Source organism: Rhizobiaceae bacterium, assembly GCA_023953835.1.
Lineage (GTDB): Bacteria > Pseudomonadota > Alphaproteobacteria > Rhizobiales > Rhizobiaceae > Mesorhizobium_G.
Window position 1 is genome coordinate 2,622,464 of record JAMLJB010000001.1, and the last position, 25,131, is coordinate 2,647,594.

The window sequence follows — 25,131 nt, forward strand, 5'->3', positions numbered from 1 at the left end:
CCTTCTCCCCTTGTGGGAGAAGGTGCCGGCAGGCGGATGAGGGGTTTGGTTTACCCGATTCCTGTCGATTGCGTTGCTTCCGACGTGGCGCGACGGTGGCCGAGGGTCTAAGTATGGGCCATGCGCTTTTCGCCTGCCTTCCTCGATGAGATTCGCGACCGGGTGCCGATTTCGTCGGTCATCGGGTCGCGCGTCACGTGGGACCGGCGCAAGACGAACGCCTCGCGCGGCGACTGGTGGGCGTGCTGCCCCTTCCATGGCGAAAAGTCGCCGAGCTTCCACTGCGAGGACAAGAAGGGCCGCTACCACTGCTTCGGCTGCGGCGTGACCGGCGACCATTTCAAATTCCTGACCGAACTGGACGGCATGAGCTTTCCCGAAGCCGTCGAGAAGATCGCCGACATGGCGGGCGTGCCCATGCCGGTGCGCGATGCTCAGGAAGAGCGCCGCGAACGGGAGCGTGCGAGCCTGCACGATGTCATGGAACTCGCGACCGGCTTTTTCGAGGAGCGGCTGCAATCGGCGGACGGCGCGCGCGCCCGCGCCTATCTGCGCGAACGCGGGCTGACTCCCGCCACGCAAAAGGCGTTCCGGCTGGGATTTGCGCCCGACAGCCGCAATGCGCTCAAGGAATATCTGGCCTCGAAGGGCGTTGGCAAGGATCAGGTCGAGGCGTGCGGGCTGGTGCGCCATGGCGAGGACATTCCCGTTTCCTACGACTATTTCCGCGACCGCATCATGTTTCCGATCCCGGATTCGCGGGGCCGCATCATTGCGTTCGGCGGGCGGGCCATGGCGGCGGATGCGCTGGCCAAATATATGAACTCGCCGGAGACCGAACTCTTCCACAAGGGCAATGTGCTCTACAATTATGTGCGGGCGCGAAAATCGCTTCAAAAGGGCGGCTCGGTTATTCAGGTCGAGGGCTATATGGACGTGATCGCGCTGGCGCAGGCGGGCTTTGAGAACGCCGTCGCGCCGCTCGGGACGGCGCTGACCGAGAACCAGCTTGAGCTTTTGTGGCGCATGTCGCCGGAGCCGGTGCTGTGCTTCGACGGCGACAAGGCCGGGCTGAAGGCGGCGTGGCGCGCCGCCGATCTGGCCTTGCCCGCCATCCAGCCGGGGCGGTCCGTGCGCTTCGCCCTCATGCCGGAGGGGCAGGACCCCGACGATCTCGTCAGGGCCGAGGGCGCGGACGGATTCCGCAAGGTGCTGGAAGAGGCGCGACCGCTGGCGGACCTGTTGTGGATGCGCGAGACCGCAGGCGGGGTTTTCGACACGCCGGAGCGCCGGGCGGAGCTTGAAAAGACGCTGCGGGAACTGACCGGACGGATTCGCGACGAGAGCGTGCGCTTCCACTACCAGCAGGAAATGCGTGATCGTGTGCAGGCGTTTTTCGGTTCGCGGCGGGATGACCGGCGCGGCGGTCAGCAGGGCAACCGGCGCGGCGCGGGAGGCTGGCAGGGCCGGGGCGGCTTTACGCAGGCGGGCCGCACGGCAGTCAGTGAAAGCCTTGCGCGGACTGCAATGGTGAAACGTTCCGGAGGCGTGATGCCGTTGCGAGAGGCCGTCATGGTTGTCACGCTCGTCAACCATCCGCTGCTGGCCGAGGAGTTTTTCGACGAGGTTGGCGCGCTCGACCTGTCGCACAAGGAATTGCGCCAGCTTCTGCTGGTGCTGATTGATGTTCTCGCGCATCAGGCGGCGCATGACCGAAGCACCGTTCTGGCCGCCGTCGAGGCGGCCGGGCTGGTGCCGTCGTGGGAGCGCGCGCTGGAGCATGTTCGCCGTGCGGGACACTGGCCTGCACTGGAGACGGCGGCACTTGACGATGCGCGCGAGGCTTTCATGCAGGCGCTGCAATTGCACCGGGGCGCGCGGACCCTGCATACAGAGTTGAAGGCGGCGGAAGTGGCGCTCGCAAATGAACCGACAGAAGAGAACTACCGCCATCTCGTCGAGGTGCAGGCGCAGTTCCGCAATCTGCAGGCCGCAGAGGCGCTGATTGAAGGGTTTGGGGTGCTGTCGGGCCGGGTCGATCGAGGGTGAGGACAGCGCCAACGACAAAGCGCGATCCCCCCTTTTATTTTAGCATATGATAGAATATGGTCGAGTTGGGTCCGGTTGCTTGGCCGGACCTTGGGATCTAGAAACCCCATCCAGCGCGGTCGATGTCGGCCGTAACGGCATCTCCACGAGCCTTAGGGCCGGGGAGGCCTCGGCGCATGTCCAGAGCTTCGGCTTAAAGGTCGAGGCAGCCGTCGCTGTGCGGCTTTCTAGCTCCCCGGTCACCAGAGGGGCGTGTTTGGGGCAAGGGGAAGCCCCTCGGTGACCATCCAGGCGCGGGGGCACGGATGGACAGCTATCATTTCTGGAAAGACTTTTTTGATGCCTATCGGTCGTCGTCCGACGCCATCAAGGCGCTCTGGATAGTCGTGCCACCCTGCACTTTGATTGCCCTGACTTGGATCGTCGTGAACGCGCCACTGTTTCGCCGCTCCCGTCTTGTCGATATAGCGCGGCCCCTCATCCCGCTGCCGCGACCTTCTCCCCGCTCGCGGGGAGAAGGAGGATGATCGCCAACGCAGACCGTGCCGCGCCGCAATACCCCTCATCCGGCTGCCGCCACCTTCTCCCACAAGGGGAGAAGGGCATGTCATCCGTGCCGGTTTCAATCGCCAGCGTTGCAGAAAGTGTGAGACATTGTTGCCATCGTCCTTCTCCCCTTGTGGGAGAAGGTGCCGGCAGGCGGATGAGGTGGTGGCAACTGCTGACGTCTCCTTCTTCCCGCCAAGACGAGGGTAGGGGTGATCGGCGGCGTCGAGATTGCGGGACAAGGGCATCCCGGAAAGCCCTAACTCACTTCGCGAGCTAGCTCTTCTGCGGTGATTCGCCATTTGATTCGCTTTTTTAACGCGAATCATGTCACAGCGCCTTGACCTTGCGCCAGATTAACGGAATCAGGACGATTCGAGGGATCGCCGGTGGCGGTAATGCGTTGTAATCGGACGGAACGCCGCAATCTCTGGAAGAATCGGGGGACGCTCCCCACATAGTGGACGCTGAAGAGGCAACGCGGGCGATGCGCACCGACCGAAGCCAACCAATTGCCAAGGTGATATATAGATAACGGGCCGGCCCAAGGGCCGACGCAGGATGATTGAAGCATGGCGAATAAAGTGACCAAAGAAAAGGAAGAGGCGGAGACCGAGCGCGAGGGCGCACCGGACGGTCCGCTGCTCGACCTTTCCGATGATGCCGTCAAGAAGATGATAAAGGCCGCCAAGAAGCGCGGCTATGTCACGATGGACGAGCTGAACTCCGTGCTGCCTTCCGAGGAAGTGTCGCCCGACCAGATCGAGGACACGATGGCCATGCTCTCCGACATGGGCATCAATGTCGTCGAGGAGGACGAGGCGGCCGAACAGGAAGAGAGCGACGACGCCGAGGAGGAGGCCACCGAACTCGCCGAGCAGACCGGCACAGCCGTCGCTGCCGTCGCCAAGAAGGAGCCGACCGACCGCACCGACGATCCCGTGCGCATGTACCTGCGCGAAATGGGTTCAGTCGAGCTTCTGTCGCGCGAGGGCGAAATCGCCATCGCCAAGCGCATCGAGGCCGGACGCGAGACGATGATTGCCGGGCTTTGCGAAAGCCCGCTGACCTTTCAGGCCATCATCATCTGGCGCGACGACCTGAACGAAGGCAAGGGCCTGCTGCGTGACATCATCGATCTTGAAGCCACCTATGCGGGGCCGGAAGCCAAGCAGGCTCCGGTGATCGAGCGCGTGGAAGAGGCCGAGAAGCCGAAGGATCAGGCGCGTCCCGTGGGAGCGCGGCGTTCGCGCGAGGACGAGGACGACATCACCAATGTCGGCGGCGAGAGCAATATCGAGGAGGAAGAGGACGAGGAGGACGAGAGCAACCTGTCGCTCGCGGCCATGGAAGCCGAGCTTCGCCCGCAGGTCATGGAAACGCTCGACCTGATTGCCGATACCTACAAGAAGCTGCGCAAGCTGCAGGACCAGCAGGTGGAAAACCGCCTTGCGGCAGCCGGCACGCTGTCGCCCAGTCAGGACCGCCGCGCCAAGGAGCTGAAGGACAAGCTGATCAAGGCGGTGAAATCGCTTTCGCTCAACCAGGCGCGCATCGAGTCACTGGTCGAGCAGCTCTATGACATTTCCAAGCGCCTCAACCAGAACGAAGGCAAGCTTCTGCGGCTGGCCGAGAGCCACGGCGTCAAGCGCGAAGAGTTCGTGAAGGAATATCAGGGCTCGGAGCTCGATCCGAACTGGATGAAGTCGATCTCCAATCTTTCTGGCAAGGGCTGGAAGGAGTTCACCAAGAACGAGAAGGAAACGATCCGGGAAATCCGGGCGGAAATCCAGAACCTCGCGACCGAGACGGCGATTTCCATCGCTGAGTTCCGCAAGATCGTCAATCAGGTGCAGAAGGGCGAGCGCGAGGCGGCGATTGCCAAGAAGGAGATGGTGGAGGCGAACTTGCGTCTCGTCATTTCCATCGCCAAGAAATACACCAATCGCGGCTTGCAGTTCCTGGATCTCATTCAGGAAGGCAATATCGGCCTGATGAAGGCGGTGGACAAGTTCGAGTACCGGCGCGGCTACAAGTTCTCGACCTATGCGACGTGGTGGATCAGGCAGGCGATCACCCGCTCGATTGCGGATCAGGCGCGCACGATCCGCATTCCGGTGCACATGATCGAGACGATCAACAAGATCGTGCGGACGTCGCGCCAGATGCTGCACGAGATTGGCCGCGAGCCGACGCCGGAGGAACTGGCGGAAAAGCTCGCAATGCCGCTCGAAAAGGTGCGCAAGGTGCTCAAGATCGCCAAGGAGCCGATCTCTCTCGAAACGCCGGTCGGCGACGAGGAGGATTCGCATCTCGGCGATTTCATCGAGGACAAGATGGCGATCCTGCCCATCGACGCGGCGATCCAGGCCAATCTGCGCGAAACCACGACGCGGGTACTTGCGTCACTTACGCCGCGCGAGGAACGCGTGCTGCGCATGCGCTTCGGCATCGGCATGAACACCGACCACACGCTGGAGGAAGTCGGGCAGCAGTTCTCGGTCACGCGCGAACGCATTCGCCAGATCGAGGCGAAGGCGCTGCGCAAGCTCAAGCATCCGAGCCGCTCGCGCAAGTTGCGCAGCTTCCTCGACAGTTGATCGGACGGGGCGGCTCAGGGCCGCCCTTGTTCCATCTGATTGAACCATCCGGATGCCGCAACAGAAGATCGCAATCGAGACGACGGGCGCGGGCCTCTATGAGGTTACGGACAGGGTTGCGCGGTTTGTCCGGCAAAATGCCGTCACCGAGGGACTACTGACCGTTTTCGTCAGGCACACCTCATGCTCGCTGCTTATTCAGGAAAATGCCGATCGGGACGTGCGCCGCGATCTGGATGCGTATTTTGCCCGGCTCGTGCCGCCTGCCGACGATCCATCCATGCGCTATCTGGTGCACAGGCTGGAGGGACCGGATGACATGCCGGCGCATATCAAGGCGGCGTTGACTGCGGTGTCACTCTCGATTCCGGTCTCCCAGGGGCAGCTTGTGCTCGGCACCTGGCAAGGCATTTATCTGTTCGAGCATCGTCGCGCGCCGCACCGAAGGGAAATCGTGCTGCATCTGGGCGCATGAAAAAGACGATGCCGGGGAGGGAGGTCACCCCCGGCATCGTCATGGCGCCACCGCTCAGGACCCGGTGGCAGCCGACCTTGACCGGCGTCTCAATACGATTTCCCTTGCGCGCTTGAGTTCGACCAGCCGGCGGCGCTTGCGCTGGAAGGTAAAACGCGCGATCGCCAACCTGCTTTCGAGATCCGAGACGCGCAGGTGCAGCGCGTCCTCTTCCTTTTCCTGTTCACTGATTGCCGCCTCGACATGGCGGACCAGAATCTCGGAACCGGCGCGGCGCGCCAGACGCGCCCGGTTCTCAAGGTCCGAAATCCGTGCCGTGCAGGCCCGCAGGCTTTTTTGCTCGATGCGCAGGTGCAGCTTCAGCCAATCCAGCGTCTGCTTGATCTCGCGGCACTGGGCGCGCGCCTCCGCGAGGTGCCTGTCGATGAGCTCCAGCGTGACTTCGCCGCCGGCCTTGTCCTCGGTTGAAAATTCTTCTCCAGTCATCAGAAACAACGTGCCGTTTGTCATGATCCGCTCCCATGTGCCGGGAAGCCCCGATTGGTTCTTTTGCGTCCGGCGAGAGGATGAACCCCGCAATTCATCCTCTCGCCAGGCCCCGCAGCCCCGCGCCCTTGTTGTCGAAATCTGTTGGTTTTTCCTCGACTGCTGTCCTGACCGGAGCATCGCTCCGGCCAGGATCGGTCAGCGCCCCCGCTCGCCCGAAAAATTCGACAGGCGATTGTGTCGGACTTCGATTGTCGCTGACATCTTACCTCCCGCCATGTCTTGAACTTCGTTCATAGAGACACCATAGCATGTTCTGAACGGTGTTCAAGACTTATTTTGAACAAAGTTCACCTTGTTCCGCATTTTTCTTGCGTCGCATGGGCATGATGGGCCGGTCTCGCCGCGATCGAAATGAATCCGGTTCAAAAACCTTGAACTATGTTCACATTTGTGCCTGAATCATGTTCCAAGGGACGAGTCCGATCGTTTGCCGCGAAAGCGGCTGGAGGAAAGTTTGAATGGCATTGGACAAGGATGAAGTCAGTTCGCGCGTGCTCGACATCGCCGAGGACCTTCTGAACGAAGGCGGTGCGATCAATCTCAAGGCGCGGACGATTGCAGAGAAGGCGGGCATCGCCGTCGGCTCGATCTACAATCTCTACGGTGATCTCGACGGCTTGCATCTGGCCGTGAATTTCCGGCTGCTCGACAGGCTGGCGCGCGCCGGAATGCAGACGATGATGCACATCCAGACATCGAAGGTGACGGATACGAAGCAACGCCTGCTTGCCCTTGCGCGCACCTATCTGGAATATGTCGCGGCGCATCCGCAAAGCTGGGCGGCGCTGCTGGCCTTCAGCCCGACGCGCATCGAGGCATCGCGTCGGGAGGATTATCTGGGTCGGCTGGACGGCTTGTTCGGCATCATCACGCAGGTGCTGCTCGACGACGACAAGCTCGCGCTCGACGAGGAGGAATGCGTGCTGAACGCGCGGATCCTGTGGTCAAGCGTGCACGGCATCGTCACCAGCGGCGCGAGCAGCCGGTCGAATGCGAACCCGGAAGAGGAAACATGGCGGCAGGTCGACCATCTCGTAACGGTCTATCTCGCCGGGCTGGAACGCCATCCGGGACGCTCGACCCATTGACGCGCCGACGCCCGCGCGCCAAGACAGATGCACGCAATTGATCGGGAGGCTTCGATGTCGTTTTTCAGGAAGCTGTTCGGGGGCGGCGGCGAAACTGCCGCAAGCGAACCGGAAGTTGCAGGCGAAGCCGAGCATCGCGGCTTCGTCATCAAGGCGACGCCCTTCAAGCAGGATGGGCAGTACCAGACCTGCGGGATCATTTCGAAAGAGGTTGGCGGCGAGATGAAGGAGCATCGCTTCATCCGCGCGGACCGTTTTGCCGGGCTGGACGACGTGGTTCAACTGACCTTGAGCAAGGGCCGCCAGATCATCGACGAGCAGGGCGAGAGGCTGTTTGGCTGAACGCGGAAGCGCCCCTCACCCCCGCCTTGACGGGGGAGAAGGGAACCGCATCGACGCCCGAGCCAAACAAAGGCGCCGAGGCATTTGTTACGCGGCGGCGGTCGCGAGCGGCTTTTCTGCGGCCTGCTTCACAATGGCGTCGATCTGCTTGCCAGCCTTTTCAAGTGCCGCCTTGACCGCATCCTCGCCCATGCCCATGCCTTCCACACGGATGACCTCGACATCGGTCATGCCGTTGAAGCCGAGCACGCCCTTGAGATAGGGAACGGCGAAATCCATGACGGCCGCCGGGCCTTCCGAGTAGACGCCACCGGAGGCGAGGACGACATAGACCTTCTTGCCCTTGACCAGGCCCTGCGGACCGTCCGGTCCGTAGGCGAAAGTGCGGCCCGAACGCGAGACGTGGTCGATCCACGACTTCAGCGTGGACGAGATCGAGAAATTGATGAGGCCGGTGGCGAGGATGATGTGGTCGGCGGCGAATAGTTCGTCGACCGCCGCATCCGAAACGCCGACGACCTTCGCCTGCGCCGGGGTGCGCGACTCAGCCGGGGTGTAGATGCCGGACGCATAGTCGGGCTCGATGTGCGGCAGCGGCTTCTTGACGAGGTCGCGCACGGTGAGCGTGCTGCCGGGCAGCGCCGCCTGAAGCTTGCCGGCAAATTCGGTCGCCACGCGGGTCGACTGGGAGGAGTCGCCGCGCGGGCTGGAGGTAACGAGAAGGATATTGGACATTGTTTTGGCTCCGTATCTTGCGGCGTCGAAAGACGCCTTCATTCCGAAGCTGAAAATAGGACTGGACACCCATCCAAAAAATCGGGAAAATATCTATCATATACATCCATAAAGTTGATGGGTCATGCAGGCGAACCCGACGCTCGATCAGTTGCAGGTGTTTCTGGCCGTTGCGGAGGAGGGCAGTTTTTCCGCTGCCGCGCGCAGGCTCAACCGCGCGCAATCCGTGGTCAGCTACATGATCGCGAACCTCGAAGCGCAACTGGAGATGCCGCTGTTCGAGCGCGAGGGCACGCGCGAGCCGCGACTGACGCCGGAGGGCAAGGCGATGCTGCCGGATGCGCGGCGCATGATCGGCGTGCTGAACGATATTCGTTCGCGGGCCGAGGGCATGAAGCTCGGGCTTGAGTCGGAACTGGCGATCGCGGTGGACGTATCGCTGCCGTCCCCGGCGCTGGTCGAGGCGCTCAAAGGCTTCGAGCATCAGTTTCCGTCCGTCACGCTCAAGCTCAATGTGGGCGCGCTGGGCGTCGTTTGGGATCAGTTGCTGAACCAGAAATGCGACATCGGCTTCGGCGGCCAATTGATCGGCGCGACCGATGAGTTGATCTCCGTTCGTATCGGCGATGCCAGCATGATTCCGGTCGCCGCACCCCACCATCCGCTGGCTGTCTATAAGGGCAGGGTGCCGCTGGCGGTGGTGCGGGAGAACATCCAGCTTGTGATTTCCGACGCGTCGCGAATGACGGAGGGCAAGGATTTCGGGGTGTTCGCCTATCGAACCTGGCGCATGACCGACCCCTCCACCAAACGCGACCTTATCCTTTCCGGTCTTGGCTGGGGCGGCCTGCCCACATGGATGGTGACCGAGGATATCGAAGCCGGGCGGCTCAAGGCGCTCGACCTGGAGCCTTATCCGGTGCGGCCTTATTCGCTGTTCGCGTTCCACCGCGCCGATTCCATGCCGGGACCGGCGGCAACCTGGCTGATCGAACGATTCAAGGAAGAATTGCCGAAGGTCTGCGCGATCATGAAGCCGCGCAGGGGCATCATCGATGGCCTGAGGGTCGCAGCGGACAATCTGTAACCAAGCGAGGGCGACCATGTGCGGGCCGAGCCCGCACATATGTCGTCAGTTGGCGCTCGCGACAGGGGCGACGAGCGGCGTGATGCGGCGGATCGCAACGCGACGATTCTCGCGTTCCGGTCCCTCGGTGCGCACCTTGAGGAAGCGTTCGCCATAGCCCTGTGTCGAGAGGTTCTCGGGCGGAATGCCGAACACGTTCGTCAATGCGTCCGCCACCGCCTCGGCGCGCCGGTCGGAAAGCGCGAGGTTGGCGATGTCCGAACCCACCGCATCCGTGTGGCCTTCGATAAGGAAGGTCTCCGCCGGGTTCGCTTCAAGCAACCGCTGCATGGCCGTTGCAACGCCTTCGAGCCGCACGATCTCGCTTTCCTGTATGGACGCCTGCCCGAACTCGAAGGTGATCGTGTCGAGGTCGATCCTTCGCGTCTTGTCGCGAATGCGGGCGGAGCGCTTGACCTCATCGACGGAATAGAGCCGCTCGACGCGCTCCACCGGAGGTTCACTCAGGAAGTCGTAATAGTCGTCCGGCGCGCGGGCGCGTTCGGCATCGAAGATGTAGTCATCGACCGGAATGCCGAGTTGCATCGGCGGCAGGTCGTCGCCGGGGTCCCGCCATTCCCGCACGCGGTCAAGGTCGTTGTCCTCGACATAGACCAGAACATATTCCCGGCCATCCGGCATGATGCGCGAGCGCCGGATCACGTCGCCATATCGATTGCGGATGGTTACGACCTGTATGCCGTTCGGGCGCTGGATCACCTCGCGGGTTCGACCGCGCGGAAGGTCCTCGTAGTACACATCCCGGGCGCCACGCCCAAGGCGCTGCCTGTCGTCGCTCTCGACGATGGCCTGCCCGCCGAAATCGAGGATGGTGCGATCGCCCATGCGCCGGACCACCTCGGCGCCTTCAGGTCGTTCGCGGCGCAGCATTTCTGGCGCGGATTGCCTCCGCGTGCCCTTTTCCCGCGTCAGCGGAACGATGCTCTCGGGCCGCACAGCCTCCTGCGCAGCGCGGTCATCGGTTGGCGGCGGCCCGGCTTTCACGACGGGACGCGGCTTTGCGCTGCCTGCCGCATTCTGCCTGTCCTGTCCGCGTGGACGGACGGGGTTTTCGCCCGATTTCTGGCTGTCGAGCACGGGTGCCGTCGCTGCGTCATTGGGAGCCGTAGTTGGCTGTTCGGGCAGTGCCCGTGGCTTGGGTCGCACCACCTGCGGCTGGGGCTGGGGCTGCGCGGTGCTTCTCCTTGGAAGTTCCTTCGGCCTCGGAACAGGTTGCTGCGCAGTGTCGGGGGCTGGTGCCGACTTCTGCGTGGGCCGGACCGGAAGCGGCGATGGTTCGGCCCGATCTACAGGGGCGGGAGCTTCCTGCTCGCGATGCTTGCGTTTGGGCGGAGCCTCCGGCCGCAGTTCCGGCGCCGCGCGCCTTGTGGGCAACTGCTCGGCCTGAGGCTTTTTCGCCCGCGGCGCGGGCGCGCGTTCCGGTTCCGGCAACGCGGCGGGCTTTGGTTTACGTGGAGCCGGCGCTTCCGCCTTGGGCGCTGGAGACTCCTTGGGTTTCCGCTTCGGCGCGGCAGGCAATTGCTGCTTCTCCAGCGGGGATGCCTGCGGCTGCGACTGATCGCTGCGATCCGATCCGCCGTCTTGTCCATGCCTGCGCTTTCTGTCCACGGGCAGGCAATTCTCCCCCTCGCAATCTGCCTGTGCAAGGACGATCGCGGCGCGCGAAGCCTGCGGGACGGCGGGCGCGGGCGCCGCGACCTGTGTTGCATATGCAGAAGTTGAGGCCAGCAGCAGCGCGATTGCGCCGCCCGCGAAATGAGCCTGTGATCTGTTCATAATCGTCTCCGGTCTGGCGTCCCATCGCGAGCCGAACCGCTGGCGGGCCGCAAAGTTCCCTTTGCTGGCGTAAATCGTCAAAACCTTGACGGCAGGCGGAGGTGCTGCCAAACCGCCGCCATGACGATCCCATTCTGGAAGGCGAAGCCGCTTGAGCGCATGACCGCGCAGGAATGGGAGTCGCTTTGCGACGGCTGCGGAAAGTGCTGTCTTTCCAAGCTGGAAGACGAGGATACCGGCGATATCTACTGGACGTCGGTGGGTTGTCGCCTGCTGGATTGCGAGACGTGCCGGTGCAGGGATTATCCGAACCGGCTGAAGGTCGTGGACGATTGCGTCGGCCTGACGCCCGACAAGGTGCGCAGTCTTGGCTGGCTTCCGCAGACATGCGCCTATCGGCTGGTCGCCGAAGGACGGGACCTCTACTGGTGGCACCATCTCGTTTCAGGATCGTTCGACACCGTGCACGAGGCCGGAATCTCCGTGCGCGGACGCGTCACCGCCCTTGAGACCGACCTTGCGGAGCCGGAAGACTATTTCGAACACATGCTCGACGGCGAAATGTGAACGCTGCAACTGCTTGTCAAACATTGCCGGCGTAAAATCGCGACAGACGCCTGTGGCCCAGCGGATGAACGCGGGATGAATGCACGCTTCGGTCACCATTCAGCCGTGCTGTGGGATTAGTGCGCTGCTCAAAGCGAGCATTGGCGGAAAGGAGCCAACAATGTTCAGGACAGCAAAAGCGGTGGTGCTATCGGTCTTGCTTGGCGCAAGCGCGGTTTCCCTTGCCCCTGCGAGCGCGCAGGCAGATAGCCTTTACTTCTCACTTGGATTTGGTGGCCCGCGTGGCGACGTGGTGCTTGACGACGGCTACAGGCCCGCAAGTGACGTACGGCGTCCAAGCTGGGACCGCCCGCCTCCCGGTTGGGACCGGCCCCGCCCCAGTTGGGATCGGCCGCCTCCATATTGGGGTCGTCCCTTGCCGCCGCCGACCTGGAACCGTCCGCCCGACAACTGGGCGGGGCCCGGGTGCACGCCCGGCTATGCAGTGCGGAAGGCGTACAGGATGGGGCTGGATCGTCCATTCGTCGCGCGTGAAAACGGCCGCATGATCGTCGTCGCCGGTGTGGGCGCGCGCGGACGTGAATGGATTTCCTTCGGACGCTATCCCGGTTGCCCCATCCTCAGATAGAGGCAAGCGGATACACCGGACGCGCATGTCGCGCGATTTGATTTGCATTTTACGACCCCGGCCGTGCGGCCGGGGTCGTGTTTTTGCGGGCTATCTCAATTCATAGCTGACGGTGACCTGCACCCGGTAAACGTTTTCGCCTGCCTCGACGGGGGGAGCAGCGGCATCTGCCCGGAATTTGGCCTGCGCCATGGGCATGGGCGGTGCGACGGGATTTGTTTCCGAGATTTCCAGCACATTTCCGAGTGACACGCCTGCCGCTTGGGCAAGCGTCTTTGCCTTGGCGATGGCATCGGCGACCGCCTTCTTGCGGGCCTCCTCCTGCGCCTGCGCCGGGTTTTCGTTCAGGAAGGTGATGTCGCCACCCTGATTGACGCCGAGCGACACGGATTTATCGAGAATTTCGCCGGTCTTTTCGATGTCGCGGATGCGCACCGAAAGGGTGTTGGTGACCTGGTAGGCCGCAAGGACTGCTTCCTGTCCGCCATCCGGCTTTTGGGGATAGTCATAACGCGGATTGATCTGAATCCCTGCGGTCTGGAGGTCCCTGTCGGCGATGCCCGACGATTTCATTGCGGCGACCACTGCTGCCATCGCGTCATTGTTGGCGGTGAGCGCATCGCGTGCGGTCTTTGCCTCGCGCATGACGGCGATTGTGAGAATAGCGATGTCGGGCGCCATGGTGGCTTCGCCTTCGCCCGTCACTGTTATGTGGGGCGGCCTCATGTTACGCCCTTGCGCGTGTGCGGCAAAGGGCAGGGCGAGGGTGGCGGCAAGCGCGATGGCAAGCGCGGCTTTCTTCATTGTTTACTCCGCTCCGAAGGGTATTCATGGCGAACCGCACATAAGGCGAGGATTGTGGGATCAATACGGCATTGCGCAAGCACGCGACGGCTTGTGCACGACACAAAAAGACACTAAGGCACCCGCGTGGGGCCTGTAGCTCAATGGTTAGAGCCGGCGGCTCATAACCGCTTGGTTGGGGGTTCGAGTCCCTCCGGGCCCACCAAAGACTTTGAAATGATTGGGTTTTTCGGCGTTGCGCCCAACATGCGCCCATCCGCGCGCAACGTATAGACACAAAAAAAGACGCCCCGGCCTGAGCCGGCGCGCTTTTTGCATCCCGGCTCGGGGTCGGAAGCTCGATGCCTTTCGCGCTTTGCTCGCATAAAAGGTGTGCCGCTTATTGAATTCCGCGGAATATTGATCTCCTGTGTTCCACGCGACCATTGGGATGAGCGGGTCCGTATGGCGGCTTGGCTGGCGGATTTGCTTTTGGTTAAGCTGCCAGAGCCCGCCGCCCTTTGCTTGTGATGCGATATCAGGCACGAGCGGGATGCTACGAGGCTGTTTCGATCATTATGCGACTTTCCTGGAATCAGGACTGATTGCTCACTCAGCGCACTAAGCGAGGAGCCTCCACATTTGCACGCGACCTGCACCACGCAGTTCCGTTTCCGCGAGGGAGCTGCAGACAAATTTCTGTCGAAACAGTTGGTGTGTTGCGTCCGAAACGCGGATCTCATTCGGCTCGGCGGAAGTCTGGATACGAGCTGCGAGATTTACGGTGTCTCCCCAAAGGTCATATGCAAAGCGCTTTTTTCCAATAACGCCCGCCACGATTGGCCCTGAATGAATTCCGATCCTTAAGCTCAGAGGTTCTCCTCCAAAGTTCTCGCGCTTACCGACTCGCCTAAGTTCCAGAGCAAAATGCGCAAGCGCCTCCGCGTGATCGGGTCGTGCGACAGGCAGGCCAGCGACCACCATTACGCAATCGCCGATTGTCTTGATTTTCTCGCAGCCGTGCCGTTCAGAGAGCAGGTCAGCTCCCTTAAAGAAGCTGTTCAGGATGGCGAGCGTCCCTTCTGCTCCGACGCTTCGGGCTTTTTCCGTGAAGCGCACGATGTCAGCAAAAAGCACACTCACCTCAGCGTGGTTGTCTGCAATTTGCTCTTGAGTTTTCAAGCGCTCAGCGATTGACGCCGGCAAAATGTTGAGGAGCAGCGTCTCGGAACGCTCATACTCACGCGACAATCCTTCCTGGCTCAGCCTCAGCGCCTCGTTTGTCGTCTCTAATTTGTAGTTGAGTTGCCGCTCCCTCTCCTCCAGGAGGGTCATCTCATAGGCCTTCTGCTGAATCCGCTGCTTACTGTCGTGCTCGGCAGTGGCGTCCAGAAAGAGCAGCCACAGGCATCCATCACCAGCAAGAAGAATAAGGTCTGTGACGCGACCGCCGGGCAGTTCCACCATCGGCATATGAAATGGGAGATCGTCACAAGGCAACAAACCTTCCATGATTTCAACTTGCTCGGCAACGAACCCGCCGATACGAAGTGACGAGAGCCCGTAATGCTCAATACGACCGCCCATCGCGGCCAGACGGAGCTCGGAATCTATTTTGATATAGGCGACAGACCGATCGTTGCTGACGAAACCGTACAGCCAGTCCTTAACTTCTTGTGGCGGTTCGTCCATGGATCACTTCGCAACCATCGACGCAAGTTGAAAAAATGCCTCATCAACATGCTGGCCCGAAAGCGCGCTCGTTAGGTAGATTTGCCAGCCAGATTGCCTCATTTGATTTATTTCAGTATCCGCAATCTCCCACTGATCGGTGAGGTCAGACTTGTTGAGAAGTAACACAAACGGCATAGAGCCGAACTCTGCCTCTACCCGCTCGCGCAGCGTAAGAGCTACCTCAAGTGTGGCGGCGCGAGTTCCGTCTACAACAAGGACAAGGCCAGTTGCGCCTCGTACATAACTGACCCGAAACGAGCCAATATCGTCTTCACCAGCCAAATCCCACAGGATTAAATCCACGGTCTTGTCAGGCAGTACAACACTTTTTTTGTCGATCTTGACCCCTACCGTGGTCAAATAAGTCTCTGAAAAGATGCTTTGTACAAACCTGCGAACCAAGCTGGTCTTTCCGACCGCGAACGCGCCCAGCATGCATATCTTCTTTTGCAACATTCGAGCTGTCCGTTTCGCGTTATTCCACGTTTACAATAACCGAAACTCGACGGTTAGCAGGACTACCGGTAAGAACGTTTTCAGCCTCCGCCGGCTCGAAGGTACCCGCCGCACGGACCAGAAGTAGCTCTGCATCGACGCCCCGCTTTTTCAGCAGCGTACGGACAGTCTCCGCTCGCGCCGAGCTGATCGAAAGATTGGCGTTCTCGCGACCCGTCATATCCGAGTGCCCAGTTAACGTGAAGCGCGGCGTCACACCCGCTTTGCGTGCATCCGAAGCAAATTTGTTCAACATGCTCGCCAATATGTCGAGCATCGGCATTTGCTCGGTTCCCGGAACGGCCTTGCCAGAATCGAAATAGATATCGATCGCTTGAATTCTGTTCTTCAAATAAATGAGCTCTTGCGGGGTCAACTCAGACAGTTTTGTGAGGTCCAGGGTGAGTCCGTCGGCGGATAGCTGTTGGGCGGCGAGCATCGCTCGCTTTATCCAGCCGACTGCCGCCCTACCTTCGGCCACGATGCGCTCATCAACAATTGAAAGTTGGACCGTGGCCGGTGGATTGAGCGACGTCACGAGCCGCTTCAAGACGAACTCAGGATCCAGGCTCTGATAGAATTGCCATTGCGAACGGATTGAAGCGGGATCAATCCCCGTTCCGGTCAACAGGGCGCGGGGGTCAATAGAAAGTGGGTCTCTCAGGCCGGAGATCTGGAATTGTCCATCCGCCATCTTTTGTTCGGTAATGACGATTCCCGGCTCGGCCTCAAGTTTTGAAACATAGGAGCGCCAGCGGTCCGCCTCGCGTGAAAGGGGGCTAACATTGCGAACAACGGAAACATCGAATACCGATCCGCCCGCCGAGAGCTGTCGGGCGGCATCCGTTGCCCGTGCTATCCAGGTGTCGGGAGCCTCACCTTTCGCTACGATGCGATCATTATCTATCGAAAGCTGTACCGAATCCGGTGGGGCGAGCTGTGCCGTGAGGCGCTTCAGCACAAACTCAGGTTCGAGACTCTGAAACGGTTGCCATTGCGCATGGACCAAGGCGGGGTCAATTCCCGTCCCCGGCAACAGAGATTGCGGATCTGCGGCAAGCGGGTCTCTCAACCCGGTGATGTGGAACTGTCCACGATCGATTTCTTGTCCTGTTACGACGATACCCGGCTCGGCCTCAAGTCGCGATACATAGGATTGCCAACGCTCCGCCTCGCGTGACTGCGGGCTAACGTCGCGAACCGCAGAAATATCGAATGCCGGTCCCCCCGCGGAAAGCTGCCGCGCCGCCTCTGTCGCCCGCGCTATCCAGGTGTCGGGAGCCTCGCCTTTCGCGACGATGCGATCGTTATCAATCGAAAGCTGCACGGTATCCGGTGGAGTGAGCGATGCCCTGAGGCGCTTCAGCACAAACTCAGGTTCGAGACTCTGAAACGGTTGCCATTGCGCATGGACCAAAGCAGGGTCGAGCCCCGTCCCGGGCAATAGACCTTGCGGATCTGCGGCAAGCGGGTCTCTCAACCCAGTGATATGAAATTCTCCACCGTCGAACTCTTGTCCTGTAACGACGATCCCCGGCTCGACCTCGAGCCGCGACACATAGGATCGCCAACGCTCAGCCGCTTGTGACAACGGGCTAACATCTCGAACCGCAGAAATGTCAAATGCCGGTCCCCCCGCCGAGAGCTGTCGGGCGGCATCCGTTGCCCGTGCTATCCAGGTGTCGGGAGCCTCGCCTTTCGCTACGATGCGATCGTTATCAATCGAAAGCTGCACCGTATCCGGTGGAGTGAGCGATGACCTGAGGCGCTTCAGCACGAACTCAGGTTCGAGACTCTGAAACGGTTGCCATTGCGCATGGACCAGAGCCGGGTCGATCCCGGTGCCCGGCAACAGAGATTGCGGATCTGCGGCAAGCGGGTCTCTCAACCCAGTGATGTGGAATTTTCCACCATCGATCTCTTGTGCCGTAACGACGATCCCCGGCTCGGCCGCGAGTCGCGATACGTACACCTGCAAACGATGCCTTGCTTGCCAGGATATAGCGAACCAGCCGCCCAACACAGCCAAAACAACTGCGACGGCAGCCACCGCCAACCACGGAAATCCCTGGTTCGAATCTTCCTGCTTCAGTTCAACGCAGGTCTGTAACTGCGTTTCAATGCCGGGAAACGACGAACTTTCGCCATCAAACCGCTCCACCACAGCCGGATATTCTCGATGGATGCGAAGCAGTACACCGCGTATAACTTCGTGCAGCTCTTCCGGCGGGTTTCCGCGGATGACGGCGACCAAGGTGGCAAACGGTCCAACTTCTGACCAGAGACGAAGTTCGCCAAAGCGGATTGTATCCAGGCCACTCTGTTCTTTCTCGCGAAATGAATCTTTCACAAAATCCTGAATTGCGCTGAGCATCGACGAGATTAGCTGGGGGTCCTCACTCGTGGCGTTTTCAGCAGTTGCATGCGCAATCAAAAGCCCGGAATTTCGATGAATGAGAAAGGCATGCTCAACGCGATAGACAAGAGTATGCTTGAGCACGACTTCCGCGAAACTTGCACCGGTTCTCCAAGCTTCAAGTCTCCATTTAAGCCCGCGCCAAGTGAATAGATGCCTCAATGATTCATTGAGCGACTGAAAAGTCTGATCGATCTTCTCTCCGATCGACTTGCTGATAGCCGGCAGGAACAGCGGATATAAAATGTCCGTCAGCGTTCGCGGATTCTTCTGGATCGATCTTTGAACGGATTGCTCAACAACCGGAGAAAATGCTTCACTTAGTGGAATTCGAGGTGCTTTGGCTATTGCGCTGGGGAGGACTTCTCCCACCGCGCCTGCGAGTTGCTCTGGTACACCGAGCAACTGCGAAACCCGTGACAGCTCCGAAATCTCGCGACCAACCAACAGTTGCCGCATCGTTTCCATCCGGGGATCGGCGGATGGAATTCCGTCGAAGCTGGCATGATTTAACGGATCGACATTGCGCGCAATTCCAACCAAAAGCCTAGCCAGAGCCTCTCGATCGATCTCGCTTTCGTTAGAAGCTGCTCTTGGAAACAGGCTGATTGGGTCGGCCGTCTTGGTCAACTTCCGATCAACTCGATTTCCAACCACGTTCCATGTTGCTCTTGCTGCCGACAGGCTCCTGATTAAGAGCTTTGGCGACCTCGACAAACAAGCCGGCCAAAAGATTTCGATCGGTCTTCACGTTGCTGAGATCAGAAAACATCTTTTCGATCAGTAGCTGAACGCTCTCAATCTTCTGTTTGATTTCCTCGCGCAGTAACTGGTCGCTCCGATTTATCCTGTCAGCGACGTCGCGGTCCAGTTCGCTCAACTGATCCGATAGAGCGCGGACCTGCTTCTCAAGCGATTGATTTTGTTCGCGCAGATTTCGGTCGATTTCCTTGTCAGCCTCAGCGCGCGCTTCCTTTTCGTTTCGCAACTGTGCCGCGAGTGATTCAACCTGTTTTTTTGAGTTCGACTCGTACACTTCAAGATTGCGTTTGGCCTCGGACTCAACATCCTTGAACCGCTGAAGGAATCGCTCCTCGAGCTTGGAAAAACGGCGATCATAGTCCTGCATTTGATTGCCAAATAGAAGGTCACGGATCTTATCGACACCAACCGGCTCGCCTGGGGCCGCGCCGTCGCGAGCCTGCGACGCGAGAAAACTCAACCCGTTTCCATCCACAATGCCTGCCGCTTCGGGCTTATTTGCCGAAGACGAGGTATTCAAAGCTTCTTTGCCCATTGTTATGTTCCCTCAAGTCTGACAATTGCCACTTACTGTAAACCGAAAAAACCGGTTGATAATGTCAGCAAAATAGTCTAGCCGCAAATGAAATTTTGGCGATTCTAGATTAGATGTGTTAGAATCTTCTTACGGTTCATTGATTTTATAACGAAACTATTAATCTCTAATCATATAATATTCTTTTCTACTCGGAGACTTTATTTCTAAGTATTTCATATTCGTAGAATGCAACCTGTTTATATTATAGAAAAATCGACAGGACCCAAATTCGTTTAGCTTAGCAAATTCCTTTCAGCGCCGGAATGTTCGCGCGAAGGCCGGGTCGCGTTGCTTACAACAATGGATCTAAGCCCAACAATCCGCCGGGCAAAGCTGAAACTATACTGCTTTCATGCGTGCCGTCCCCCAGTCGGTACCGGTAAGCCAATTCAAACGACCGGGGCGACTCCCGCGGGTCCAAAAACTCTGTAGGGCGCGCTGTACGCAGAGCTCGATGAACACGTTCGAATTGCACACCTTGTTTACTCGCGAAGTTAAAGGTACGAACCCGAGGCGATGCTGTCTTGTGTTATGTTTGGCCCAGCCTGCTGCAATAATTGCAGCATTAGAGAGGATACGGTTGGTGCGCTACCTGAACTCCGCTCACTACATTGACGTGGTCGCTAGAACTGGATCGATTCGCGCTGCCGCGGATCTGCTGGCGATAAATTCGTCCGCACTCAATCGGCGAATTTTGGCAATGGAGGCTGAGCTCGGGGTCGCGATTTTCGAACGACTACCGCATGGCGTGCGGTTGTCGAGTGCCGGCGAAATTCTTGTGCACCACATGCGAAACCACTTGTCCGATATGCAGCATGTCAAATCGCAGATCGCCGATCTTGCGGGCGCCCGCAGTGGTCATGTGTCGATTGCCTCCAGCCAAGCGCTGTTGCCATACTATCTGCCGATTCAGATCGCGCTCTACCGAAAGACACATCCGCAGGTCACCTTTAACGTGCATCTCCGCGACCGGGAGGAGGCAGAGCGTTCCCTGGCAGATCACACTGCCGACATTGCCGTTGTCTACGAGCCGTTGCGACTTGCGTCATTCAAGACACTGACGCGGGTTCTTCAGCCCGTTCAAGCTGTCATGCGGCCGGAACACCCTCTGGCATCTCACAAAACAGTGCGCCTGCGCGACTGCCTCGATTATCCAATCGTGCTTCCCACCTCGGCCTACGGAGTGCGCTATTTGCTTGATATGGCGGCTCAATCACTCTCCCTGAAGCTTGAGCCGGTCGTTCAATCGGATAGCTTTGAGTTCCTCCGGAACCACGCGATAGCCGAAGATGTCATCACATTCCATTTTCCAATTGGCCTGACTCATCGAACTATGACCGGACACATCGTTTCCAGACCGCTTGACGAGCGCGACGTTCCGGCAGGCGTGCTCTATGTCGGGCAGCTCAAAGGCCGCAACCTCCCCGTGGCGGCCGCTCATTTTACCGAACAGCTATCTGCCTCTCTGGCCCAGCATTACCAAGTTTTCTAATTACCGCACTTCCATGCCTCGCACGGCAGTGCGTTCATTCGAAACCTCCTGCTGACATCGCGTTTCGCGGATTCCGCGAAACGTGAAACCCTGTTGCGAAAGAAGACCTTCTCGCGGGGCGCTGTAATTGCGCAAAGAGGCAGAAATCTCTTGCGATTCGGGGGCACGAATTTGTAATTGTCTCCGCACCAACGAGCTCACGAAATCGGCTGAAGCTCTTCGAACGGATTCAGCATTTGGTGAATTGGTCTGGCTCTGCGTATGACCGATATGGAGGCGCAAAGTGGACGCTCGATTGCAAGACCCATCTTCAAAAACCTTCGAGCTCAAACCGCCCAAGCACGGACTGCCGATCCGGCATTTAGCGTGGCGAAGACATGACATTATTCCCGTGAAACCCTAGGTCATGGACTCATAAATGCGTTTGAAATGGCGCCTGAAACGGCAAGAAGCTGCGTGGAGAAGCGCGAAGGGCGATGGGGCTCCATCGTTCGAGCGGTTCGACGCGGCAGCTTGCAGCCGTTTCGGCGTCCTTCGGATGTGGCCCATCGGCCCGGCTACTTTGTCGGAAAGACTTGAAAATGCACCACATTTCCTGCGTCTTTCCTCCGCGTATCCGAACCGACGGCCTCACACCATTTCAATCGGATTTATGAGTTCATGACCTAACCCGTTAATCGCAAAGCGCTCCGGGACGTCGTGATGGCTTCTGTTCGATGGGACGAAGTGCACCGATCGAATTTTCTGGAACGCAGCAGGCGTTGCCGCTGCGCCGCGTAGGGTATAGCGATCACAACCCGCGCGAGACTTTCTAAACTCGCATCGGGCACTTGGCTCGCGCATCAGGTTCTAGTCTAGAGCCGGCCACGTGGATGACTGCTTTCGGGACAAGGCAAGCCTGCCTGTACGTCCGTCTCGGGGGCGCAAAACGGAAATGTTGGTATTTGCTCACGCGCAGTCATATCGCAAAGGCAAATTTGTTGGGAAGGTTCTCCTGCGACACCAAATCTATTGTCTATTGTGGGAGGGGCCCGAGGATTGTGACATTGTGCCGTCCTGCTGCGGCAACCAGCAGCGCGATTTCCGGAGCGACGGGCGGCGTGTGACTCGGCACGCTTGTCTCGGCGATGAAGTCAGCAAAATCGCTTCCTGTCGTCATCAGCAGGATTTTCGCCGGGCCTTCGCCCTCAATGCGGAACCCGTGCGGAATGCCCCGCGGTCCAAAGGCGAAGTCCCCGGCCTGGAGCAAGCTTTTGCTACCTTCCATGATCACCGACATTTGCCCCTCGATGACGTAGAACGCTTCATCCTCGGAATGATGCACATGCCACGGTGACTCGAAGCCGGCCGGAATGATCTGCTCGATCAGGCTGAATTCACCGCCGGTGAGTTCCCGCCCCGCCTTGATCCAGGTCGGAAGGCCGAGAAACCGGCGTTCCTCGACACGCGATGGCATGTTCGTGGCTGTGGGAGTAATCATGTTCATGGTACGATCCTCGATGGACAATTACCTCGCCATGAGGCAATTTACCGGAATACGAATTCCACGGAATATCATTATCGTCAATATGGAAGATCGAACAAACCGACGCGCCTATCGTATGACAGAGCGCGCAAAGACCCAGGTAGAAACTCGTGAACGCATCATTGCCGCGACGATGCTGCTGCATGACGAACGGGGCGTTGCGGCAACCTCCTTCGTGGATGTCGCCAAGCGCGCCGGCATCGGCGCGGCTACTGTCTATCGGCATTTTCCCACCTTGGGGTCGTTGGTCGCGGCCTGCGGCGCTCACGTCTGGCAGGAGATGGCACCACCGATACCCGAACAGGCACCGACGATATTCGAGGGCCTCGACCGGCTGGAGGATCGTCTTCAACGTCTTGTCGATGAACTGAACGATTTTTACAGGCGTGGAGTGCTCCGGCTCGCAAAGGCGTCTGCCGATCGGCATCGCATTCCGGAACTGGACCGGTTTTTACGAGCTGTAGAGGCAAGCGTTGCTGCCCTTGTCCGCGAAGCGCTGAAGGACGAGTCCATTTCGGACACTCGACTTCAGCTTGTGCTTGCGCTGACGGATTTCCCGGTTTGGAATTCGATGCAGCGAATAGAGTGTGATGATCTAGAGCGACGACGCCTTTTCGCGAGGCTACTCCGAAGCGCCATCATCTCGGCAGAATATCCGGCCCATTTGCCTGCTGCCGGTTTTTCATCCGACGGTCAAGCCGATCGCACTGGTGGCGGACGCGCTGAAGGATGTCACAAGACGTGGTGAGCTCGTGCTTGATACGTTTCTGGGGTCAGGAACAACGCTTCTGGCAGCCGAGCGGAACGGCCGAAGGTTTCCTGGTACCGAGATTGACCCAGCCTATGTCGATGTTGCGGTCGCCCGGTCGGAAGCCATGACCGGCAAGACAGCTCAATGTGTGCGGGGCAAAGCGGCAACCCGAAAGGCAGGCCTCCCAAAGTTGACCTTGCAAACTCGTTCTCCAGCTATGACGTCATCCTGGATCGCTCGGTCCTTGTGAGCACGGACGGCATTGGGCGGGAGCTTTGCGTTGAAGAAGCGCTCCAGCTTCGTACCTACAATGAGGCGCTGCAGGGTAGCCGCACGGCACAGCGCAGGATCCTGAAGATGATTTCGGAACGCGAGAAAGTCCTTGCTGCAAGACCTCGCAGGCGCATGCCAATCGAGGTGGTCAACGAACACGATGATCCAAGGAAATGCTGCACAAGCCGACCTTGTGCTTGAAGCGATCGAACACGGTTGGCGGCAATTAGGCACTGGCAGAGCCGAAGCAATTGCCAAAATCGTTCGGGTGGTGGTGAGACCGCGCAACCCAAACAGTGCAATGTTCAGGCTCGGGATGGCCCGGAGGCTCGACGCATTGCGACCATCGAACAGGACGGTTCTGGAGCCGTGGGTGGTTGAAGTGACTCTTTCGCGGTTTGGATCGCGACGTCTCAGCAAAGTGGAGCAAGACGTCATAGTGAAGGCGACCCGTGCTCCGCACAAGGTAAAGTGGCCCGATTGGTGGGACGTGTTTCCCTGGCAATCCCTTTTTTGTGAAGCCGTCGCGCAGTTACAGGGTAAGATCAGCCTGAAAGGGATGTGACGTGCCCTGATATGGCTTTGAAAGGTCCCTGTTATTCAGATTAACAGGAAAGTGGCTTCTGATGTCGGAAGCAATTGATTTGGCTGGAGAATATCAACTCCGGATGAGCATACTTGGGCAAACGGAGCGCTCTAACAGGCGAAAACGCATGAAATTCCCTGTTATTCTTCTGAGACCGGTTCGCTCGAGACTGCAAACACCACGAGACAGTCTTTCCTCTTGAAGCAAATACGCGCTATCGCGGCGGGCGACGCATTTCGTTCAAATTGACAACGTTTTTCGGATTTTGGCCTGCCGACAGAAGGTTCAAATTTTCCACCATCTGCGCCCAGATTCGGTCGCGAGATTGTTTGGACGCTGCCGCGCTGTGCGGGGTTAGCACTACGTTTTCCAGTGTCCGCAACTGTGATTTTTCGGGCAAAGGCTCGTGAGCAAACGCATCGAGCGCTGCCCGCAGACGTCCGGCTCGCAGTGCCTGGGTAAGCGCTTGCTCATCAACGATTGCGCCACGGGCAATGTTTACGAAAAGCGCCCCCGGCTTCATCATGGCAAGTTCAGCAGCGCCTAGCAGTCCGCGCGTCGATGGGTTCAGGCCCGCAGCAACCACGAGGATGTCGCTGCGTGTAAGCAGCGCCGGCAGTTCAGCGAACGACACTCCGTGCGGCGCTTTGGCGGGAATCGTGCGGGTATTGACGATTACGTCGGCCCCGAACACGACCAGGCGCTTTGCAAGATCTGAACCGATCGAGCCGTAGCCTATGATGCCGACCGTCTTGCCGCCAATCTCTTCACCTTCCCAGACTTTCGTTCCTGACCAGCCGCCTGTGCGCATCGTGTGGACCTGATCCGGGAAATTGCGCAATGCCGCGAGAATTATCAGGAATGTGTGCTCGACGACGGCGTTGTTGGGCGCATCAGGCGTATTGGCGATACGTATGCCGAGCGCTGCAGCCGCAGCCAAGTCGATGCGGTCCGTGCCGACTCCGACCTGCTGCACAAATCGGAGCCGTGGCGTCCTGCTCATGAATTCGGATGTAATCGTGACCCGCCTCGATACCAGCGCCTCCGAATTGGCAAGGGCTGTCACCAGCGCATCGACGTCGTCGTGCGGTGCAAGAACTACGTCGTGGTCCATCCTCGGAATGAATTGCGGGTCGAGGAAATCGTCAGTGGCGATGGTTACGCGCATTAGAGCTATTATCCTTAGCCGACTTGCTCGGTGCGAATAGGACCTGCGTAAGGAGGAGGGGAAGCGG

Annotated in this window: 22 protein-coding genes, 1 tRNA gene and 1 pseudogene; 14 read left to right on the forward strand and 10 right to left on the reverse strand. The window is 59.2% G+C overall.

All coding sequences use genetic code 11. The annotated features are described in order from the left end of the window. Positions 1–120: 120 nt before the first annotated feature. From dnaG to M9924_12415, 4 genes are all read left to right on the forward strand, one after another. Positions 121–2,049: a DNA primase gene (gene dnaG, locus M9924_12400; protein ID MCO5065199.1), complete on the forward strand. Its 1,929-nt coding sequence runs from the start codon at positions 121–123 to the stop codon at positions 2,047–2,049. A 305-nt stretch (positions 2,050–2,354) separates the two neighbouring features. Beyond that, on the forward strand, positions 2,355–2,576 hold the full coding sequence (locus M9924_12405; GenBank protein MCO5065200.1) for a hypothetical protein: 222 nt from the start codon (positions 2,355–2,357) through the stop codon (positions 2,574–2,576). A gap of 591 nt (positions 2,577–3,167) precedes the next feature. Further along, positions 3,168–5,195 carry an RNA polymerase sigma factor RpoD gene (gene rpoD / locus M9924_12410; GenBank protein ID MCO5065201.1) on the forward strand — a complete coding sequence of 676 codons (2,028 nt, stop codon included), beginning with the start codon at positions 3,168–3,170 and terminating at the stop codon, positions 5,193–5,195. A 52-nt stretch (positions 5,196–5,247) separates the two neighbouring features. After that, positions 5,248–5,670 carry a secondary thiamine-phosphate synthase enzyme YjbQ gene (locus M9924_12415; protein ID MCO5065202.1) on the forward strand — a complete coding sequence of 141 codons (423 nt, stop codon included), beginning with the start codon at positions 5,248–5,250 and terminating at the stop codon, positions 5,668–5,670. 54 nt (positions 5,671–5,724) lie between these two features. Here M9924_12415 and M9924_12420 read toward each other — a convergent pair whose 3' ends face one another. Next, positions 5,725–6,180 carry a hypothetical protein gene (locus M9924_12420; GenBank protein MCO5065203.1) on the reverse strand — a complete coding sequence of 152 codons (456 nt, stop codon included), beginning with the start codon at positions 6,178–6,180 and terminating at the stop codon, positions 5,725–5,727. A 497-nt stretch (positions 6,181–6,677) separates the two neighbouring features. On the opposite strand from M9924_12420, the gene M9924_12425 reads away from it, so the two are divergent. Then, positions 6,678–7,307, forward strand: a complete 630-nt coding sequence (locus tag M9924_12425; GenBank protein ID MCO5065204.1) for a TetR/AcrR family transcriptional regulator — start codon at positions 6,678–6,680, stop codon at positions 7,305–7,307. A gap of 54 nt (positions 7,308–7,361) precedes the next feature. After that, positions 7,362–7,649 (forward strand): HlyU family transcriptional regulator, encoded by a 288-nt coding sequence (locus M9924_12430; protein MCO5065205.1) that lies wholly within the window; start codon positions 7,362–7,364, stop codon positions 7,647–7,649. An 87-nt stretch (positions 7,650–7,736) separates the two neighbouring features. Here the strand turns inward: M9924_12430 and M9924_12435 are convergent, their stop codons facing one another. After that, the gene (locus M9924_12435; GenBank protein ID MCO5065206.1) at positions 7,737–8,384 is read right to left on the reverse strand and encodes an FMN-dependent NADH-azoreductase; all 648 of its coding nucleotides are present in this window, start codon (positions 8,382–8,384) and stop codon (positions 7,737–7,739) included. 124 nt (positions 8,385–8,508) lie between these two features. Between M9924_12435 and M9924_12440 the strand changes: the two genes are divergently transcribed. Beyond that, complete coding sequence (locus tag M9924_12440; GenBank protein MCO5065207.1) at positions 8,509–9,471, forward strand: LysR family transcriptional regulator; 963 nt, start codon at positions 8,509–8,511, stop codon at positions 9,469–9,471. Positions 9,472–9,516: 45 nt separating this feature from the next. On the opposite strand, the gene M9924_12445 is transcribed toward M9924_12440, so the two are convergent. After that, entirely contained in the window at positions 9,517–11,307 is a 1,791-nt protein-coding gene (locus M9924_12445; protein ID MCO5065208.1) for an OmpA family protein, read from the reverse strand. Between the two features lie 120 nt (positions 11,308–11,427). Here M9924_12445 and M9924_12450 point away from each other — a divergent pair, with 120 nt between their 5' ends. Continuing rightward, entirely contained in the window at positions 11,428–11,874 is a 447-nt protein-coding gene (locus tag M9924_12450; protein MCO5065209.1) for a YcgN family cysteine cluster protein, read from the forward strand. A gap of 160 nt (positions 11,875–12,034) precedes the next feature. Beyond that, positions 12,035–12,502, forward strand: coding sequence for a hypothetical protein (locus tag M9924_12455; GenBank protein MCO5065210.1), 468 nt, complete (start codon positions 12,035–12,037; stop codon positions 12,500–12,502). Positions 12,503–12,592: 90 nt separating this feature from the next. Here M9924_12455 and M9924_12460 read toward each other — a convergent pair whose 3' ends face one another. Next, positions 12,593–13,306 (reverse strand): SIMPL domain-containing protein, encoded by a 714-nt coding sequence (locus M9924_12460; GenBank protein ID MCO5065211.1) that lies wholly within the window; start codon positions 13,304–13,306, stop codon positions 12,593–12,595. Positions 13,307–13,435: 129 nt separating this feature from the next. Between M9924_12460 and M9924_12465 the strand changes: the two genes are divergently transcribed. After that, positions 13,436–13,511 (forward strand) — tRNA-Ile (locus M9924_12465). Positions 13,512–13,906: 395 nt separating this feature from the next. Here the strand turns inward: M9924_12465 and M9924_12470 are convergent. From M9924_12470 to M9924_12485, 4 genes are read right to left on the reverse strand one after another with little or no spacing between them, the layout of a single operon-like run. After that, positions 13,907–14,977, reverse strand: a complete 1,071-nt coding sequence (locus M9924_12470; GenBank protein ID MCO5065212.1) for an adenylate/guanylate cyclase domain-containing protein — start codon at positions 14,975–14,977, stop codon at positions 13,907–13,909. 3 nt (positions 14,978–14,980) lie between these two features. Continuing rightward, positions 14,981–15,475, reverse strand: a complete 495-nt coding sequence (locus tag M9924_12475) for a GTP-binding protein (GenBank protein MCO5065213.1) — start codon at positions 15,473–15,475, stop codon at positions 14,981–14,983. 19 nt (positions 15,476–15,494) lie between these two features. Further along, on the reverse strand, positions 15,495–18,560 hold the full coding sequence (locus M9924_12480) for an OmpA family protein (protein MCO5065214.1): 3,066 nt from the start codon (positions 18,558–18,560) through the stop codon (positions 15,495–15,497). Positions 18,561–18,567: 7 nt separating this feature from the next. Next, the gene (locus M9924_12485) at positions 18,568–19,227 is read right to left on the reverse strand and encodes a hypothetical protein (protein ID MCO5065215.1); all 660 of its coding nucleotides are present in this window, start codon (positions 19,225–19,227) and stop codon (positions 18,568–18,570) included. A gap of 625 nt (positions 19,228–19,852) precedes the next feature. Here M9924_12485 and M9924_12490 point away from each other — a divergent pair. Continuing rightward, the gene (locus M9924_12490) at positions 19,853–20,761 is read left to right on the forward strand and encodes a LysR family transcriptional regulator (protein ID MCO5065216.1); all 909 of its coding nucleotides are present in this window, start codon (positions 19,853–19,855) and stop codon (positions 20,759–20,761) included. A 1,015-nt stretch (positions 20,762–21,776) separates the two neighbouring features. On the opposite strand, the gene M9924_12495 is transcribed toward M9924_12490, so the two are convergent. Continuing rightward, positions 21,777–22,268, reverse strand: a complete 492-nt coding sequence (locus M9924_12495) for a cupin domain-containing protein (GenBank protein MCO5065217.1) — start codon at positions 22,266–22,268, stop codon at positions 21,777–21,779. 151 nt (positions 22,269–22,419) lie between these two features. Between M9924_12495 and M9924_12500 the strand changes: the two genes are divergently transcribed. The 3 genes and pseudogenes from M9924_12500 to M9924_12510 all read left to right on the forward strand — a co-directional run bounded on the left by M9924_12500 (position 22,420) and on the right by M9924_12510 (position 23,875). Then, on the forward strand, positions 22,420–23,034 hold the full coding sequence (locus M9924_12500) for a TetR/AcrR family transcriptional regulator (protein MCO5065218.1): 615 nt from the start codon (positions 22,420–22,422) through the stop codon (positions 23,032–23,034). Further along, positions 22,970–23,287 (forward strand): annotated as a pseudogene (locus tag M9924_12505) (site-specific DNA-methyltransferase). The gene M9924_12500 and the pseudogene M9924_12505 overlap by 65 nt, the downstream one beginning before the upstream one ends. Before the next feature lie 132 nt (positions 23,288–23,419). Next, the gene (locus tag M9924_12510; GenBank protein MCO5065219.1) at positions 23,420–23,875 is read left to right on the forward strand and encodes a hypothetical protein; all 456 of its coding nucleotides are present in this window, start codon (positions 23,420–23,422) and stop codon (positions 23,873–23,875) included. Between the two features lie 235 nt (positions 23,876–24,110). On the opposite strand, the gene M9924_12515 is transcribed toward M9924_12510, so the two are convergent. Next, a complete protein-coding gene (locus M9924_12515; protein MCO5065220.1) occupies positions 24,111–25,064 on the reverse strand; it encodes a hypothetical protein in 954 nt (317 codons plus the stop codon). Between the last annotated feature and the right edge of the window lie 67 nt (positions 25,065–25,131).

Coding starts and splice junctions, on each gene's coding strand:
- dnaG (MCO5065199.1), top strand. CDS start 121: ATGCGCTTTTCGCCTGCCTTCCTCGATGAGATTCGCGACCGGGTGCCG.
- M9924_12405 (MCO5065200.1), top strand. CDS start 2,355: ATGGACAGCTATCATTTCTGGAAAGACTTTTTTGATGCCTATCGGTCG.
- rpoD (MCO5065201.1), top strand. CDS start 3,168: ATGGCGAATAAAGTGACCAAAGAAAAGGAAGAGGCGGAGACCGAGCGC.
- M9924_12415 (MCO5065202.1), top strand. CDS start 5,248: ATGCCGCAACAGAAGATCGCAATCGAGACGACGGGCGCGGGCCTCTAT.
- M9924_12420 (MCO5065203.1), bottom strand. CDS start 6,180: ATGACAAACGGCACGTTGTTTCTGATGACTGGAGAAGAATTTTCAACC.
- M9924_12425 (MCO5065204.1), top strand. CDS start 6,678: ATGGCATTGGACAAGGATGAAGTCAGTTCGCGCGTGCTCGACATCGCC.
- M9924_12430 (MCO5065205.1), top strand. CDS start 7,362: ATGTCGTTTTTCAGGAAGCTGTTCGGGGGCGGCGGCGAAACTGCCGCA.
- M9924_12435 (MCO5065206.1), bottom strand. CDS start 8,384: ATGTCCAATATCCTTCTCGTTACCTCCAGCCCGCGCGGCGACTCCTCC.
- M9924_12440 (MCO5065207.1), top strand. CDS start 8,509: ATGCAGGCGAACCCGACGCTCGATCAGTTGCAGGTGTTTCTGGCCGTT.
- M9924_12445 (MCO5065208.1), bottom strand. CDS start 11,307: ATGAACAGATCACAGGCTCATTTCGCGGGCGGCGCAATCGCGCTGCTG.
- M9924_12450 (MCO5065209.1), top strand. CDS start 11,428: ATGACGATCCCATTCTGGAAGGCGAAGCCGCTTGAGCGCATGACCGCG.
- M9924_12455 (MCO5065210.1), top strand. CDS start 12,035: ATGTTCAGGACAGCAAAAGCGGTGGTGCTATCGGTCTTGCTTGGCGCA.
- M9924_12460 (MCO5065211.1), bottom strand. CDS start 13,306: ATGAAGAAAGCCGCGCTTGCCATCGCGCTTGCCGCCACCCTCGCCCTG.
- M9924_12470 (MCO5065212.1), bottom strand. CDS start 14,977: ATGGACGAACCGCCACAAGAAGTTAAGGACTGGCTGTACGGTTTCGTC.
- M9924_12475 (MCO5065213.1), bottom strand. CDS start 15,475: ATGTTGCAAAAGAAGATATGCATGCTGGGCGCGTTCGCGGTCGGAAAG.
- M9924_12485 (MCO5065215.1), bottom strand. CDS start 19,227: ATGGGCAAAGAAGCTTTGAATACCTCGTCTTCGGCAAATAAGCCCGAA.
- M9924_12500 (MCO5065218.1), top strand. CDS start 22,420: ATGCTGCTGCATGACGAACGGGGCGTTGCGGCAACCTCCTTCGTGGAT.
- M9924_12515 (MCO5065220.1), bottom strand. CDS start 25,064: ATGCGCGTAACCATCGCCACTGACGATTTCCTCGACCCGCAATTCATT.